This is a genomic window from Comamonas piscis, from assembly GCF_014109725.1.
Classification (GTDB): Bacteria; Pseudomonadota; Gammaproteobacteria; order Burkholderiales; family Burkholderiaceae_C; genus Comamonas; species Comamonas piscis.
This window is the reverse complement of the sequence record NZ_CP058554.1, coordinates 268,447-284,947: the sequence shown is the minus strand read 5'-3', so window position 1 is coordinate 284,947 and position 16,501 is coordinate 268,447. Positions and strand designations below refer to the sequence as shown.

The window sequence follows — 16,501 nt, the reverse complement described above, 5'->3', positions numbered from 1 at the left end:
GCGGCAGCACTCACTATCGAAATTGTTGAATTGTTAGTTATGAACTATCATTTTTCAGCTTTTGATAGGAGTTTGCATGTCCGGAAAGCCCGCAGCCCGCATCGATGACAAGGTCAAATACGCACGGATCGTCACCGGTTCCAGGACGGTTCTGATCGGCACTCAAGGCGGTGTCGCATGCTCCGTCTGCCCCGGCGGCAAGGCAGAGAGCAAAGAGGATGGCAAGGGCATTGGCAACCCCGTCAATGCGCAGCTCGGCGCCAAAGTGTTGTCTGGGTCTTCTGACTTGGACTTCGCATTGCCAGGCGCGATGCCCATCATCTGGCAGCGCCAGTACAGCAGCTATGTCAACGCGCAGCACGGCGGCCATTGCGGGGTGTTGGGCTATGGCTGGGGCCTTCCAACAGATTTGCGCATCAAGGTAGAAGCTAGCGCCACCTTGCTGCATGACAGCCAGGGCCGAACTATCACATTTGATGCGCTTGCGGCGGGTGAATCCATTTACAGCCCCAGCGAAGATATCTGGCTGCTGCGCTCGGGCAGGCATCCGGGCAATTTGTCTAACGATCTGGCTGCCATGACGGCGCCCGCCAAGTTCAACGAGCGCGGCGCAGCAGATAGCTTTGAAGCCCCGCCGCCGCACAGCCAGCAGGCGCCCTTGTGGTGGCAGGGGCGCTTTTCTTGGATTCGGCGCGATATGGCTTGCGGGGATTTGATGATCCTGGCGGCCAATGGGAGCGGGGACACGGTCTGGGTGTTTGGTCCCGCCAACTGGCAGGCGATTGAAGCGGCGCGCAAGGCGATGAAGGCGCAAAAGGCTGAAGGCAAACCAGTCACGGTCGAGGAACCGGACATCGATTCAAACTGGATTCCGCTGGGCAAGGTGGACCGGCTGGGCCGCTCCCAGCGCTACTTCTGGTCTGCGGTTTTGGGCCAGGAACGCATCACCACCATCGACGATGGCGTGGGCCGTGGCTACGAGCTGCATTACACACAAGCGATTGCAGCGCAAGATGCCCAGCACTACACCCATGCAGATGGCAACTTCTTCTGGCAAGCCGACACCGGTGTGCGTCTGACGCGCGTAGACCTGCGCCGCGATCCATCTGCCCCCATGCTGCAAACCGAATCCCTCACCTTGGTGCGGTACGGCTACAGCGACCAGGGCGATCTCACCTCCGTCACCAACCGCCACGGCCAAGTAGTGCGGCGCTTTGCCTGGCGCAACCATTTGATGATTGCGCACCAAGAGCGCAGCGGGCCAGAGCACCACTATGCCTATGACCGCTATGAGCCAGGAGGCCAGGCGATTGAGCAGCGCAACCAAGAGGGCTTGGATTACCGGTTTGCATACGAAGCCTTGCCGGAGGTAGACGGCCAGCCGCGCCGGGCTTGCGTGGTGACGGACAGCCTGGGCCGCGTGGACAAATACATCTTCCAAGGCGAAGCCGGGCTGGCGAGGTTGGTGGAACACACCCGCGCTGATGGCAGCACGATCAAACGCAAATACAACCAGTACGGCCACCTCACTCAAGTCACCGACCCGCTAGGCCGGAGCGTATACATGGCAGTCAGCCCCATGGGCCAATTGCTAGCGACCCAGGGCCCAGGCGGATCGCGCAGCAGCCAGCGCTTTGATGACACCACCAGCCTGCTGCAAAGCAGTACCGATGCCGCTGGCCGCACAACGCATTACGACTACGACTACCACCACCGCATGACCGCGGTGACGCTGCCAGGCGGCAGCAGCGAGCAATACCACTACCCCAATATCACTGGCAGCCCTTCAGATCTGGCGATCCGCGCCAATGCCGACAAGCCCATCCGCATCACCGATGCCAATGGCCGCGACAAACATATTGCCTACACCCCCACCGGGCAGACCGCCAGCTACACCGACTGCTCGGGCAACACCACCCACTACGAATACAACCGCTGGGGCCAGACAAAAACAGTGCGCAATGCGCTGGGCGAGCGGGTGGCTTACGAATACAACGAGCAAGACCAGCTGCGCTGGGTTTACTACCCCGATGGGAGCACGGAACACTACACCTACGACGCCCAGGGCCAGGTGGTGGAAGTCAAAGCCGGACGTAGCAATGACAGAGATGGCAAAACCCCCGTCAGCACCACCGCCGCCAGCGTGCGGATGGCTTATGACCTCTGGGGCAGGCTTACCAGCCGCAGCCACGCAGGCCAGAATCTGGACTTTGCCTACGATATCGCTGGGCGCCTGACCCAGCTCACCAATGAGAACGGCGAGCTCACCCGCTTCACTTGGGATGTGATGGACCGGCTTAGCCAGGAGACCGGGTTTGATGCCCGGGTGCAGAGCTACGCATACGATGCCGCTGGCCAGCTTACGCAATCCGCAGACGGCTGGGCCGCAGAACAAAGCCTGGCTGCACACACCAGCCACTACGAATGGACGATGACCGGCCAACTCGCTGCCCGCCATCTGCCAGCGACAGACTTGTTGCCCGCGACCACCCAGCGCTATGAATGGGGCAAGGTAGGTGAGTTGCTGCAAGCAAGTGTGTGGCACCAAATCGAAGCCGATGAAGTGGGCCCAAGCCGCATGCCAGCCACAGAAGGCATTCTGCAAAGCCAGGCAGTCATCGAACGCGATCCAGCAGGCCGGGTCATCGGCGAAGTCCAGCGTCTCTACAAAACCCCCACCCCTGGTGACCTGCAAGACCGGTTCTTTGCCCCCGAGATCGAGTTCGAACACCGCATTAGCCACCAGCTAGACATCCTGGGCAACCGCCAAGGCAGCCAGCTGCAAGGCCTGGGCGAGGTGGGATATTTGCTCTACGGCGCAGGCCACGTCCACGACATCACCTGGCAAGGCGAGAGCCTCGTCAACTTTGAGCGCGACGCGCTGCACCGAGAGATCCACCGCCAGGTCCTCACCGACATCAATAGCACAACCCCTGGCGAGAACACCGCAAAACCCCTCTACCGCAAGCTTGGCTGGGATGCAGCAGGTCGCCTGGAAACGATGCAGTGGATGGGCCTGGAGCAAGGCAGCGCGCTGGATGACATGCTCGCCACGCCAGGAGGACAAGCCCTCAGCCGCGTCCCGCCAACCCTGCTAGGCGCCATGAGCGCCCGGCAGTACTACTACGACAGCCTGGGCCAAATGGTCAGCATGCGCAGCCACGCCGGCATCAGCCGCTTTGCCTACGACGGGGCAGGACGCCTGACCGGCGCGCATACCCCGCATGCGGGATCGCAGCGCTGGCAGTTCGACCCCGCAGGCAACCGCCTGCCCATCTCAGGGCCCGAGACCAAGGCCGCAACCCCAGATGCCATCACCGGCCACCTCAACGAAACCGACCGCCTGCGCGCCCAGCAACGTGCAGCTGCCCAAGCCAACCCCATCACCAAAGAGCAACTGCTGCGCAGCGACTTCAATCCCCTTCAAGCGGACCCTGACCCCAGCAGCAACCAGCCGCTGCACACCAGCAAACGCTGGGCCGGCAACCGCGTGGCGTATTACGAGAACCAGGAAGACGCGAGCAGCGCAGGCGCGAAGATCCACTACCAATATGACAGCCGAGGCAACCGCACACAAAGCTTGGACGAGGCCACGGGTCGCAAGCTAGAGCTTATGTATGACAGTGGCAACCAGCTGGTGCAGGTAGTCGTCACAGAAAAGGAGAAACAAACCGCCCAGCAGTATCGCTACGACGCCTTTGGGCGACGACTAGTCAAATACAGCATGCCGGCCAACTCAGAATCAGGCGACCTGAGCGAAACAGACTACTTCGGCTGGGATGGCGACCGCTTGATTCACACCGAACGGTACAACAGCGCGAACTTGCAGGACAGCGATGGCGCGGCCCAACCAGAAGTCATCCACACCATCTACGAGCCTGGATCGTTCACCCCACTCATCCAGCTGCGCAGAGCCAGCAAAGCTCCCCTGGATCTGGGCGAACAACTGCTCGCCAATACCTCACCGGGCGTGGTGCAAGACGCCCTGCGAAGCGCCCTGGCAGATATCAAGAACCTAAGCGCCGCGCTGCCCCAGAACATCGCCTTTAAGTCCATGTCCAAGGATGTGCAGATCTTTATGCGTGAGCAGCTGCAAGACTACGAGCAAACGTTGAGCGACCAACGCAAAAAAGCTGCAGAAAAAGTCGAGATCCGCCACTACCTCTGCGATCACCTGGGAACGCCCAATGCCCTGATCCGGGAAGACAGCCGGCTGGACTGGGCTGTGCAGTTGGATGCCTGGGGCAATGTGCGGGCGGAGCATAACCCGGGTGATCTGTACCAGCCGATTCGGCTGCCGGGGCAGCATGCGGATGGGGATACGGGGCTTTATTACAACCGGCATCGGTATTATGAGCCGGTGATCGGAGAATATGTAAATCAGGATTTAATCAATACATCAGGAGGGGTTAATTTATTTAGGTATACAGCGAATAATCCAATATCTGGTGTCGATCCGCTAGGACTGGCATGTGTAGCATCCGGGAATACAGTTAGCTGCAACATTCCAGGAGGGCCTAATATTTCATTCCCCAGACCTGATGGATGGCCGGAAAAAATTGATGCAAGCGCTGATTGGCATTACCATTATTATAATAAACAGGTCTCCTTGAATGGAGCAGATTCCGCATGTGTGATGAAGGGGATTATAAAATCGCCCACTCCCGGAAAACCTAATGCTGCGACTATAAATGGAGCTATGAACAATGCCACCCCCGATTTAGCTCAAAGCGTCTTTAATGGCATCGACTATGTAAGTTCATTTGGAAATGATTCTGGAGGTTATAATAATAACCCAGTCAAATCTTATAGTTTAAACAATGGGACAGTAGTTGTTAATGTTACTCAGCCAGGACATAAACTTTTTCCTGGCTATGTGGCGCGCAATGTGAGTAATGGAGTTGTAAATAATTTTGGAGAGGGTGCTGGCTGGGCGCAAGGACCTATAGGGCAAAATTCAGGGCTATCATATTTAATCGATAACGTATGGTATCCGCAAACCGAGCAAATAATTGGAGCTTGCTCATGCAAGTGAATGCAAGGGCATTGATTGCGGCATTGCTGGGGCCGCTATTTCCAGCATTGTTTTTTATTATTTTAATAACATTAACCGATGCGAACAAAGCAGGTTTGAGCATTCCAATATTCATTTCGGTTTTTTTTGCTTACCTTGGATTTTTTATCTTTGGATTGCCTAGCATTCTTGTTCTGCAGCGCAAAGAGAAACTCACTATCGTAAATCTTACAGCATGCGCAACCGTTTCGGGCGTCATGGTTTATGGTGTATTTCTTTGGTTATTATCGCTAGTAATGGGCGTTAATCTATCGTTTGATATTGTAAAGACTTTATGGATTGGCGCGTTTTTTGGAGGCGGCATTGCAATAGCTTATGGGCTAATTGCAGGGGTGGACTTCAAATAATTAATATCGATGGCACGGCTGATGGTTCATATTGCCTCGCCTGTAGTTCACGTACTAAATATCGCGAATACAGTTTTAAGCCCATCCAGATTTGATGGATCCCCATGATTCAAATAGCGGCCCCATCAACCTCTCATTTACGTTGACCGGTCCCTGCCGGCAGCAAGTTCCGCTCTCTGCCGCCACCAGTGCTCGACCGGGAGGAGCACGACCGAAAAAATTGCGAGGTCTGAGTCAATCAGGCCCCCATCAACCTCCCTCAGTCCCCCATCTAACTTGACCTCCCTGCGCCGGCAGCAACTGTCGCTACCATGGCGCCATGGACCAAGCTGTGGCTGCCTCTCTTTCCCCCACCGTGCTCGACTGGCAGGAGCGCGTTCGATCCGCCCATGCGCACAAGGCGCCGTTGCGCATTCGTGGCGGTGGCAGCAAGGATTTTTATGGTGCGCGCCTGGGCGGCGAGGTGTTTGACACCCGGGGCTACAGCGGCATCGTCAGTTACGAGCCCAGCGAGCTGGTCGTGACCGTGCGGGCGGGCACAGCGCTGGCGGCGCTGGAGGCCACCTTGGCCGAAAGTGGCCAGTGCCTGGCTTTTGACCCGCCGCATTTTGGCCCGGGTGCCACAGTCGGTGGCATGGTGGCGGCAGGCTTGTCCGGCCCCTCGCGGGCGGCGGCGGGGGCGGTGCGTGACTACATCCTGGGCCTGGAGCTGATCAATGGACAGGGCGAGCTGTTGCGCTTTGGCGGCCAGGTGATGAAGAACGTCGCGGGTTATGACGTGTCGCGGTTGATGGCGGGCGCCTGGGGCACCCTGGGCCTGCTCACGGAGGTCAGCCTCAAGGTGCTGCCTTTGCAGCGCGCACAAGCGACGCTTTACTACGAATGCACGGCCCAGCAGGCGCTGGACAGGCTCGCCGTCTGGCGCGCCAAGCCGCTGCCCATCAATGCCAGCCTCTGGCAGCAATCCGGTGAGGGCGACCAGGGCCATCTGCTGGTGCGCCTGCGCGGCGCGGTGGCGGCCGTGCAGTCGGCGCTCGATGGCATGGGCGGCACGATGCTGGACCATGGCCAGGCCGATGCCGCCTGGCTGGCCTGCCGCGAGCAGCAACTGCCTTGGTTCAGCGATATGGAGCCGGGCCATGCGCTGTGGCGTTTGTCCTTGCCGGCCACCACGCCGGTGCTGCCCTGCACCGAAGAAGGCCTGCAGCCGCTGATGGAGTGGGGCGGTGCGCTGCGCTGGGTGCAAGCGCCCATGCAGCATGTCCATGCCTTGCAAAGCTTGGCGGCCAGCGTCGGCGGCAGCGCGGTGTGTTTCAGGCCCGGTAGCCAGGTAGGGCTGCTGGCATCCGATGATTTTGGTTTTACGCCCGCCTCGCCCGCGCTGCGCCAGGTGCAGCAGCGGCTCAAGCAGGCGTTTGACCCCAACGGCATCTTCAACCCCGGCCGCCTGGGCGACTGGGCGTTGAGCTAAATAAAGCTCAGCTAATCGAGGCACCCCTGCACCATGCAAACCCAATTAGCCCCCGAATTCAAAGACACCCCGGAAGGCCAGGAGGCCGAGGCCATTCTGCGCAAATGCGTGCATTGCGGCTTTTGCACTGCCACCTGCCCCACCTACCAGCTGCTGGGCGATGAGCTCGACGGCCCGCGCGGCCGCATCTACCTGATCAAGCAGGTGCTCGAAGGCCAGCAACCCACGCGCAAGACCCAGACCCATCTGGACCGCTGCCTGACCTGCCGCAACTGCGAATCGACCTGCCCCAGCGGCGTGCAATACGGCAAGCTGCTCGATATTGGCCGACACATCGTCGACCAGAAGGTGGAGCGCCCCACGGCCGAGCGCCTGCAGCGCTGGGCGCTGCGCAAGGGCATGGTGTCCAAGGCCTTTGGCCCGGCGCTGGCGCTGGGGCGGCTGGCCCGCCCGGTGCTGCCTGCCGCCATCAAGGCCAAGCTGGTGCGCGCGCCGCGTGCCGGCAAGTGGCCGACGCGTGCGCATGACCGCAAGGTGCTGATGCTGGCCGGTTGCGTGCAGCCGGTGATGCTGCCCAATATCAATGCCGCCGCTGCGCGGGTGCTCGATGCCGTGGGCATCCAGACCCTGATCACCCCCGCCGCCGCTTGCTGCGGTGCGGTGCAGCAGCACCTGAGTGACCCGCAGGGCGCGCTGGCGCAGGCGCGGGCCAATATCGATGCCTGGTGGCCCCATGTGGAGAGCCGGCAGGTCGAGGCGATTGTGACCACGGCCTCGGGCTGCGGCGTGATGGTGAAGGACTATGGCCACCTGCTGCGCCATGACCCGGCCTATGCCGCGCGGGCTGCTGCGATTGGCGCATTGGCGCGTGATTTGGGCGAGCTGTTGCCTGATATGTTGCCCGAGCTGGAGCAGCGCCTGCATGGCCAGCTGAACCTGCCCGAGGCCCCCCTGGCCTACCACCCGCCCTGCACCTTGCAGCATGGCCAAAAGCTGCGCGGCGGGGTGGAGACCAGCCTGCGCCGCCTGGGCTTTGACATCCGCGTCTCGCGGGTGGAATCGCACCTCTGCTGTGGCTCGGCCGGTACCTATTCCTTGCTGCAGCCCGAGATTGCCCACCAGCTGCGCGACCGCAAGATCGGCACCTTGAACCAGGCCTGCAGCGATGCGCCACCTGCCGCGATTCTGTCGGCCAATATTGGCTGCATCACCCATCTGCAATCGGGCACCGATGTGCCGGTGCGCCACTGGATCGAGGTGCTGGACGAGGCGCTGGCGCCACCCCAAGCCCAGCGCTGAAACGCAGGCGGCTTAGAGTCGCTAACACGACCCAGCAAACCGAAGGTTTGCGGTTGAGACGAGGCGCCAAGCCGCAGGCAGTACAGACGTACGACAAGGCTTGGTAACGACGTATCAAGGGTTGTGTTAGCGACTCTTAGACGGCCAGTGCCAGGCCGTCCTTGCGGTGGTCGGAGGCGCCACACAACTGGCCATCGGGCAGGCGCCAGATCCATTGCGCACCACCAAAGTCGCTGCGCCCGCCCAGCTCGCCTTCACCACTCGGCTCGCGGTAGCCCTGGGCGCGCAGCGCGGCGGTAATCGCGGGCGGCATGCCGGCTTCCACCGCCAGCACCCGGCCGCCTTCCAGCCGCCAGCGTGGCTGGTTCAAGGCGGGCTGCGGTGCCTCGCCTCCGGCCAGCATGCGGCACAGCAGCTGCACCTGGCCTTGGGGTTGCATCGCGCCGCCCACCACACCAAACACACCGAGGAATTCGCTATCGCGCGTAGCCGCGCCCGGCACCACCGTGTGGTAGGGGCGCTTGCCCGGCGCCGGCCCATTGATATGGCCGGGCTGCGAAAAACCATGGCCCCGGTTTTGCAGCACAAAGCCGCCTTCGGCCACGCCAATGCCCGAGCCAAAGCGCTTGAACACGCTGCTCATCAGGCTGATGGCCAGGCCATCGGCATCCACCACGGTGGTGCAGACGGTATTGCCGGCTGGGTCGGCCACGGTCTGCTGGGCATGGGCCATCGCCGCTTCCATGGCCTGCACTAGGGCAACCTGGGTAGTTGCGCTGGCCATGTCGATGGCCTGGTCTTGCATGGCGGCCAGTGCATGCAACACGGCCACGCCATGGGTGTTGGGTGGGCACTCGTAGATGGTGGCGCCGCGAAATGGCGTGCTCACTGGCGTGCAGAAGTTGCCCTGGTGGGCGCTGAAATCTACAGCGGCCAACACACCACCCGCTGCCTGTACGGCGGCCGCGCAGGCGGTGGGGATGGCGCCGGCATAAAAAGCCTGTGGCCCTTGCGCAGCGACGGCTTGCAGCAAGCGGGCGAGGGCCGGGTTGTCGAAGCGCTCGCCCGCGCGGGGTGGGGCATCGGCACGGTACAGGGCGGCGCTGGCGGCATCGCGAGCAATCACCGGTTGGAACAGGGCCCACTCGCGTGCGGCCACGGGGGCCACCGCAAAACCCTGGCTGGCGGCCTGCACGGCGGCATCAAACAGCTGCGCCCAAGGCCGTTTGCCAAAGCGCTGGTGCAGATCCCACCAGCCTTGCACCACGCCGGGCGTGGTGACGGAGAGCGGATGGCGCTCGGGGATGCGGCGCTGGGGGAAGGCCTCGACCAGGTCGGCCGTCAAGCGCTGGGGGGCGCGGCCGGTGCCGTTATAAGCCAGCGGCGGCTGGCCCGGTGGCACCAGCATGGCTAGCAGATCGCCGCCCACACCCGTGGCCATGGGCTCGACCACGCCCAGCACCGCATCGGCGGCAATCGCGGCATCTACGGCCGAGCCGCCTTGCTGCAGCTGGGCCTGCGCGGCGGCGGCGGCCAGCGGGTGGCCGGAGGCCACCATCGCACGCTGGCCCAGCACGCCGCGCACATCCTGGTGGGGCATCTGCGCCATCTCAGCTACCCCACAGGGCGACGGCGGTGAAGACGGCCGCCATCAAACCCAGCACCACCGGTATCAGCAAGGCACGGGCCAGCTCCAGCACATTCACCCGGGCAAAGCCTGCGACGGCGATCAGCGAGGACCAGGCGATCAAGGTGCCGCCACCTGTCCACACCGCACCCATCTGGCCCAGGGCGGCCAGTGCGGATACATCCATGCCTGAGGCCGGGCCGAGCGCGCCAGCGATGGTGCCGGTCAGCGGCAGGCCGGAGAAGCCCGAGCCATCGATGCCGGTGATCATGCCCATGATGAGGACGCCGAACGAGACCAGCAACTGGCTGTCAGGGATCAGGTGCTGGCCGGCCTGCACCAGCTCAAACAACAGGCTGGGCGCCGGCGTGCCGGGGGCAATGCCCAGGATGGCGCCAGCCGTCTCCCCCGAGCCGATAAAGAAGAAGCCGGCAATCGGTAGCACCGAGCCCATGGCCTTGAACGCAAACACAAAGCCATCGGTGACATGGTCGGCCGCGCCATCTAGCATCTTGCGAAAGCCCTGGGCAGCGGTGGTCGCCCAGATCATCAGCAGCGCCGCGACGCCGCCGATCAGCATGGCGGCATCGCCGCCCTTGAGCTCTGGCACGGCGGTGGTGAACTTGGGCGCGACCATCACCAGAATCACCAGCAAAAAGGCCAGCGGGGTGAGCACGGCAAACAGCTTGGAGGCCGAGGCCAGCGGCTGGGTTTTGCGCAGCTCGGCTTCGAGCTCCGAATTGGTGCCCAGGTCACCCTCATGGGCGGTGCCCTTGGCGATCTCGGCCTTGTCAAACGGGCCCGCGCCTTCGATCTGCGCATCGATGCCGGCGGGGTTCAGCTCCCAGCGCTCCAGCAGGGCGTTGTCGCTGGGCACGATGAGCTTGCGCACCTTGAGGTACGACAGGAAGAGCGCAATCATGCCGACCACCCAGGACAGCAGCAGGGCCTTATCGCCCACCGCCACCGCGCTGATGCCGCCAGCGGCCTTGGCGCTGATGCCCGGCGCCACGCCAATCACATAGTCGGACGACAGTGCCATCCCCTGGCCGGCAATCGCAATGGCCATGGCCCCTGCGATGGGCGGCAGGCCTGCCGCAATGGCTGCTGGCAGCAGCACCGCCGCCACCAGCGGCACGGCTGGCGTGGGCCAGAAGAACAGCGAGATCAGGTAGGTGACCAGCGCCAGGATGAAATAGGCGATATGGCCGTTCTTCATCACCGCGCGGAAGGGCTTGACCATGCGGATGTCCGAGCCCAGGTCCTTGAGCGCATTGAGCAGTGCCGTCATCAGCGCAATGATCAAGAAGATGTTGAACAGCTCCTTGGCCGCCACCATGCTGGCACTGAATATGCTTCCTATTCCGGTGATGAAGCTGCCGCTCCAGGCCAGCGCGACGACGACGGTGGCCAATATCGATGGCACCACCACATTGGCACGGAAGGCCATGGTCACAATGATGACCAGCACGCCGGCGAGGTAGGCCCAGTGTGCGGGCCCTATAGAGACTGACGGATCCATCGTGGCTACTCCTTGGTATGATTAAACAGCCAATTTGTATACTAAATACAATGAATCAAAAAATCATCAGGGAATACCAGAAATATTGCAATGCAACATGCAAATGATCCGGGTTAAATCATGAAAAACGCGATTTTCGTATACAAGAATTGCTGAAATAGGCCTCTATCGCTGCGGAACGCCCGGCTGTACGGTCAGCAGAGCTTTCTAAGCGCGCAGTGATTTCTGTCCGTTTTGTGAAGCCAATCATGGGCTTGGATAGTGCAGGGTTATGAATCCAGATCAAGACCATGGATTTGTACACTGGATACACTAGGGTAATTACTAGGTTATCCCAGGAGCTGATTCATGAAGACCACTGCGACCCAAGCTGTTGCTGCCCCAGCCACCGATCTGCTGGCGCTACGCCAACCCGGCGCCGCTTTGCTACCCGCATCGCTGGGCTGGCTGTCGCGTATCGAAGATGCGTTTGTGCAATGGCAGGCTAAGCGCCTGGCAGAAATGTCTCCGGGACGCCTCTGGGCTGCGGCGATGCAGGACACCCGTTCGCTGGCCGAGATCCGCCGCGCCAACCGCTAAGCCTAGATTTCTGTATACAAGACAAGTGCAAGCGGCTGCAAACCCTTGCTGGGCATGTAAACTGGGCGCGACCCTGGACGGTGTATGGTGACCCATGCGCTGCCCAGGGCTTGCAACGTACCGAACGGACCGACTTTCATGCCCATTGCCAACGGAGACAAAAAAACAGGACTGAACCACTCGCCGCTGACCCAGCAGCTGGTGGAAGCCTTGCGCGAGAAGATCATGTCGGGCGAGCTTGCATCCGGCGAGCGGCTGGTGGAAGAGCGGCTGTCCGAGGAGTTTTCGGTATCGCGCATGCCCGTGCGCGAGGCCTTGCGCCAACTGGCATCGAGCGGGCTGGTGATCATCGAGCCCCGGCGCGGTGCCTCGGTCGCCAAGTTCCATGGCGACCTGTTGCGTGAGCTGGTCGAAGTGCGTGCCACCCTGGAGGCACTCAACGCCCGCCTGGCCGCCAAGCGCCATGACCCCGAACAGATCGCCGCGCTGGAGGCCTTGCTGGCCGAAGGCACCAAGAACGCCCACACCGGCGATGGCGATGTGCTGGCCGTGCTGAACCAAAAGTTCCACCTGGCGCTGGGCAAGGTGGCTGCCAACTCGGTGCTGCAAGAGGTGATGCTGTCCTTGCGCGACCGCACCGAAGTGCTGTTTGCGCCCCGCAGCCAAGCGCGTGCGCCCCAGAACTGGGAAGAGCATGCGGCCATCCTGCGCGCCGTTATCAAGGGCGACCCTGAACTGGCCGGCCTGCTGGCCGCACGCCATATCTACAACGCGGCCGGCATTGAGCCCTGATCCTGCGCCCCGCGCTTAGGCCTTGCTGGCCAGGTAGTTCTGGTAAGCCACGCCCGCCAGCGCAATATCTTCCAAACCCACGCCCACGGCCTTGTACAGCCGGATGCCCGGCTGCGCGCTGACGACATGGCGGCCGCTGACAATATCGCCCAGCTCCACCAGCTTGCCCGCCAGCGACAGGCCCGGGTCGGCCAGCACCAGGTCACCCGCTTCGCTGGTCGCCTGCTTTTTCCATTCCACCGCAATCAGCTGCGCCCGCGCCAGCAAGGCATCGTCCAGCTCGCGGGTGTGGGGCAGGCTGGAGCCAATGGCTGCTACCAGCGCATGGGGCGCTACATGCTCGCCATTGAACAGCGGATCCTTGGCGCGTGAGGCGGTGACGATGATGTCCGCCTCGCCAACGCCCTCGGTGTGCGCCACGCGGCGGATCTGCGCTGCGGGCAATCCAGTCAGCTGCGCCAGGCGTGCCTCCAGCCCCTCGGGCGCATAGGGGTCGAACACATCGATGCGCTGCAGCCCAAAGTGCTGCACCATCTGCTGCGCATGGGCCAGGCCCTGCACGCCGGCACCGCACAAATACAGATGGCGCGCATTGGCGGGTGCCAGATGCTGGGCCACCAGCACCGTGGTGGCGGCGGTGCGCAGGCGTGTGATGGCATTGGCATCCAAGGTGGCCAGCGGCGCACCGGTCTCGGTTGAGAACAGCAGGATGACAAAGTTGAACTGGCCGGCAATGGTGGTGTAGACCTTGGCGCCGGTGACGCCTTGCGCGGGGATGACGGCCCCCAGGGTGGAGAGCTTGACGCCACCGGCATCAGTGCGCTCGCGCGCTTGCATCGCCGCCTCGCCTGCGCCAAAGGCGGCAAAGGCCGTGTGCATGGCCAGAAGGGCTTGGTCGGTGGACACGAGGGTGTCCACCATGGCATCGGTGATGTGCAGCATGGTGTGGGGTGGAGTGGGGGGAATCAGAGCCAGACGCGCAGCAGGATGATGCAGGCGCTGACGGCAGCGGTGCCCAGCAGCCAGCGGCGGATGCTGGCCTTGGAGATATGGCGGGCCAGGTGGTTGGAGGCCAGAAAGCCGCCCAGCATCCAGGGCAGCAGCACGAGGCTGAGCAGCCAGTGGCCGCTGCCCATGCGGCCCACCCAGGCCAGGGCGCTGAGCGAGACGATGGTGCCGGCAAAGAAGACGACGCCCAAGGTGGAACGCATGGTGGCTGGTGCCAGGTGCTGCATCGCAATCGCAAACGGCGGGCCGCCAGCGGCGGTGATGGTGCCCATGATGCCGCTGGCCACACCGGCGATCGACAGGTTGGTGGTGCTGGGCTGCACGCGCCAGCCCAGGGTGCTGAGGCTGACGGCGGCGAGGATCAGCACCGCAAACAGAATGGACAGCGCATGGGCGCTGAACAGCACCAGCAGCCCGGTGGCGGCAAAGGTGCCGATGACCCTGCCTACCAAGGTGGCGGCAGCGACCTGGCGGTTGAGGGCATCGCGCTCACGCAAATAGGCCAGCAAGGCTAGCGGCGCGCCTACGGCCAGCAAGGGGCCAGGCACCAGTTCGGGGAAGAAGATCGCCGCGAGGGGCGCGCAGAACATCGCATAGCCCAGGCCGCCGACGCCCTGCATGGCGGCGCCCGCCAGCACCATCAGCCCCATGGCCAGGTAGCGGCCCCAGGAGAGGTGCTCGGCCATGGCGCTCCAGGCGCTCATGGCCGGAGCACCCAGCTGACCTTGATGTCGCCGTTGACAAAGGTCTGGCAGGCCAGGCGGTGGCCTGCGGCAAACTCTTCCTCGCTGAAATGCTTGCGCTCCTTGGCCTTGATGGCATCGGTGTGGGCGAGGCCTTCCTCAATGAGGCATTTGCAGGTGCCGCAGAGGCCGCCGCCGCATTTGAAGGGGATGCCGCCCTTCTCGCGCAGCGACACGCGCAGCAGGTTGCTGTTTTCTGGGGCTTCGACGGTCTTGTTGTCGTTGCTGACAAAGGTGATGGTGGGCATACGGGGCAATCAGGCGGCGGTGGGGGCGGTGAGGGGTGCTGCTGTCAACGTGGCATCAAGCGCGCCGAACTGGCAGAGGTGCTGCAGCGCCTGGCGGGCTTGCTCCAGGGAATCAAAGCGCTCCAGAAACTTGGAGGGCACGCGGTTGGTGGTGCCGCCGGGGCCTTCTTCGATCACCTGCACCTTGGTCTCGCGCAGCAACTCGCCCACGGCAAAGTGGGCCAGCAGGCGGCCGCAGAAGTGGTAGTCCCAGGCTTCGATCAGATGGATATCGGCATTGGCTTGGGTGCGGTACTGGCCGGGCTTGCTGGTCAAGATCACAAACATGGGTAGTCCTCAGACTGCGGGGGTGGCTGGCGCTGTGCCAGCGGCTTGGCTGGCTGGGCTGGCCGTCAGCGGCACTTGTTCCAGCTCCAGGTCGTGCTCGGGCCAGAGCTGGCACACCAGGCGAAAGCCTTCGTCCAGGTGTGCGCCCAGCTGCTTTTTCTCTTTCCAGTTCGGTGCCGGCAGGTGCTCAGCCCCCGCCAGCACCTTGCAGGCGCAGGTCGCGCATTTGCCCATGCCGCATTGGTAGGCCAGGTGGGGAAAGGGGAACTGCTTGATCCCCGCGCGCACCACCAGGTTGGCGCCGGTTTTGACCTCGCCTTGGAAGGTCTGGCCGTTTTTGTGAAAGGTGATCTGGGGCATGGCATCCTCCGCATTGCAATGATGCATACTGTATACAAATGACTTTTGTGGATGTACTAGGGATAACGTGATGTAGAGGGAATTTTGGCTTGGCTCTGGTACTTGCAGATGAATGAATATCAATGGCTTGTGACTGTTGAGTGACGGCTAGGGATTTTGGAATTCACCAACGATAGGGGTAAGCACTAGGGGTGAGTTGGGTTCGAAAATATTGACCCCGTATTCTGTATACAGTATTCTAAGTGTGTCGCTTGGATCGGTTTGACTTGGCGACGACCCCAACATTTCTGAGGAACCCGCCATGACCCAAACACTGATGAACCGCGATGATTTCCGCGCTGCGCTTGAGAATGCGATCAAGGGCAAAAGCGCCAACAAGGCCCCTTTCAGCGTGGCCTGGGCGACTGGCCGTTTGAGCCGTGAGCACCTGGCGCGCTGGGCCGAGAACCATTACCACTACGTGGGCCCGTTTGCCGACTACCTCGCCTATCTGTATGCCCGCACGCCAGACCATATGACGGAGGCCAAGGACTTTCTGCTGGCCAATATGTATGAGGAGGAGATTGGTGGTGACCGCCACACCGATCTGCTGATCCGTTTTGCCGAGGCCTGCGGTACGACGCGTGAGCGCGTGGTGGATCCCAATAACATGTCGCCCACCACGCGTGGCCTGCAGGCCTGGTGCTATTCGATTGCGATGCGCGAAGAACCGGTGGTCGCGGTGGCCGGTCTGGTCGTGGGCCTGGAGTCGCAGGTGCCATCGATCTACCGCAAGCAGACGCCCACCTTGCGCGACAAGTACGGCTTTACTGATGAAGAGGTCGAGTTCTTTGACCTGCACATCGTCTCTGACGAAATCCATGGCGAGCGCGGCTACCAGATCGTGCTGGAGCATGCCAACACGCCCGAGCTGCAAGCCAAGTGCCTGCGCATCTGCGAGATCGGTGCCCAGATGCGCCTGCTCTACACCACGGCGCTGTACCACGACTATGTCGCCAAGGACCTGCAGATCTCGCAGGAAGAGCTGCTGGCGGCCTGAGCCTTGCTGCGCCCCCTTGCCCAGGACAGCGGCAGGCCCCTGGCGCCTGCCGCTGTGACCGACCC

14 protein-coding genes are annotated in these 16,501 nt (G+C 62.2%); 7 read left to right on the top strand and 7 right to left on the bottom strand.

The annotated features are described in order from the left end of the window. Positions 1-76: 76 nt before the first annotated feature. The 4 genes from HS961_RS01405 (at position 77) to glcF (ending at position 8,191) form a co-directional block, all read left to right on the top strand. Complete coding sequence (locus HS961_RS01405) at positions 77-5,035, top strand: RHS repeat-associated core domain-containing protein (protein WP_412101619.1); 4,959 nt, start codon at positions 77-79, stop codon at positions 5,033-5,035. After that, a complete protein-coding gene (locus HS961_RS01400; RefSeq protein WP_182326032.1) occupies positions 5,026-5,421 on the top strand; it encodes a hypothetical protein in 396 nt (131 codons plus the stop codon). Before HS961_RS01405 ends, HS961_RS01400 begins: the two co-directional genes overlap by 10 nt. 319 nt (positions 5,422-5,740) lie before the next feature. Beyond that, on the top strand, positions 5,741-6,892 hold the full coding sequence (gene glcE / locus HS961_RS01395) for a glycolate oxidase subunit GlcE (RefSeq protein ID WP_182326031.1): 1,152 nt from the start codon (positions 5,741-5,743) through the stop codon (positions 6,890-6,892). Positions 6,893-6,925: 33 nt separating this feature from the next. Next, on the top strand, positions 6,926-8,191 hold the full coding sequence (gene glcF / locus HS961_RS01390; RefSeq protein WP_182326030.1) for a glycolate oxidase subunit GlcF: 1,266 nt from the start codon (positions 6,926-6,928) through the stop codon (positions 8,189-8,191). Positions 8,192-8,327: 136 nt separating this feature from the next. On the opposite strand, the gene HS961_RS01385 is transcribed toward glcF, so the two are convergent. Both HS961_RS01385 and HS961_RS01380 read right to left on the bottom strand, forming a co-directional pair. Beyond that, positions 8,328-9,800 carry a gamma-glutamyltransferase family protein gene (locus tag HS961_RS01385; RefSeq protein WP_182326029.1) on the bottom strand — a complete coding sequence of 491 codons (1,473 nt, stop codon included), beginning with the start codon at positions 9,798-9,800 and terminating at the stop codon, positions 8,328-8,330. A gap of 1 nt (position 9,801) precedes the next feature. Beyond that, a complete protein-coding gene (locus tag HS961_RS01380) occupies positions 9,802-11,340 on the bottom strand; it encodes a hypothetical protein (protein ID WP_182326028.1) in 1,539 nt (512 codons plus the stop codon). 348 nt (positions 11,341-11,688) lie between these two features. Between HS961_RS01380 and HS961_RS01375 the strand changes: the two genes are divergently transcribed. Together HS961_RS01375 and HS961_RS01370 are read left to right on the top strand one after the other, a co-directional pair. Next, positions 11,689-11,919, top strand: a complete 231-nt coding sequence (locus HS961_RS01375; RefSeq protein ID WP_182326027.1) for a hypothetical protein — start codon at positions 11,689-11,691, stop codon at positions 11,917-11,919. 138 nt (positions 11,920-12,057) lie between these two features. Further along, on the top strand, positions 12,058-12,711 hold the full coding sequence (locus tag HS961_RS01370; RefSeq protein ID WP_182326026.1) for a GntR family transcriptional regulator: 654 nt from the start codon (positions 12,058-12,060) through the stop codon (positions 12,709-12,711). 15 nt (positions 12,712-12,726) lie between these two features. Here the strand turns inward: HS961_RS01370 and HS961_RS01365 are convergent, their stop codons facing one another. From HS961_RS01365 to HS961_RS01345, 5 genes are read right to left on the bottom strand one after another with little or no spacing between them, the layout of a single operon-like run. Then, on the bottom strand, positions 12,727-13,653 hold the full coding sequence (locus tag HS961_RS01365) for an ornithine cyclodeaminase family protein (protein WP_182326025.1): 927 nt from the start codon (positions 13,651-13,653) through the stop codon (positions 12,727-12,729). A gap of 23 nt (positions 13,654-13,676) precedes the next feature. Continuing rightward, positions 13,677-14,423 (bottom strand): sulfite exporter TauE/SafE family protein, encoded by a 747-nt coding sequence (locus HS961_RS01360; RefSeq protein WP_238347737.1) that lies wholly within the window; start codon positions 14,421-14,423, stop codon positions 13,677-13,679. Next, positions 14,420-14,710, bottom strand: a complete 291-nt coding sequence (locus HS961_RS01355; protein WP_182326024.1) for a 2Fe-2S iron-sulfur cluster-binding protein — start codon at positions 14,708-14,710, stop codon at positions 14,420-14,422. Before HS961_RS01355 ends, HS961_RS01360 begins: the two co-directional genes overlap by 4 nt. Positions 14,711-14,719: 9 nt before the next feature. Further along, on the bottom strand, positions 14,720-15,037 hold the full coding sequence (locus tag HS961_RS01350; RefSeq protein ID WP_182326023.1) for a ferredoxin: 318 nt from the start codon (positions 15,035-15,037) through the stop codon (positions 14,720-14,722). A 9-nt stretch (positions 15,038-15,046) separates the two neighbouring features. Beyond that, positions 15,047-15,397 (bottom strand): 2Fe-2S iron-sulfur cluster-binding protein, encoded by a 351-nt coding sequence (locus HS961_RS01345; protein ID WP_182326022.1) that lies wholly within the window; start codon positions 15,395-15,397, stop codon positions 15,047-15,049. 301 nt (positions 15,398-15,698) lie between these two features. On the opposite strand from HS961_RS01345, the gene HS961_RS01340 reads away from it, so the two are divergent. Beyond that, positions 15,699-16,436 carry a TenA family transcriptional regulator gene (locus tag HS961_RS01340; RefSeq protein WP_182326021.1) on the top strand — a complete coding sequence of 246 codons (738 nt, stop codon included), beginning with the start codon at positions 15,699-15,701 and terminating at the stop codon, positions 16,434-16,436. Positions 16,437-16,501 lie beyond the last annotated feature (65 nt).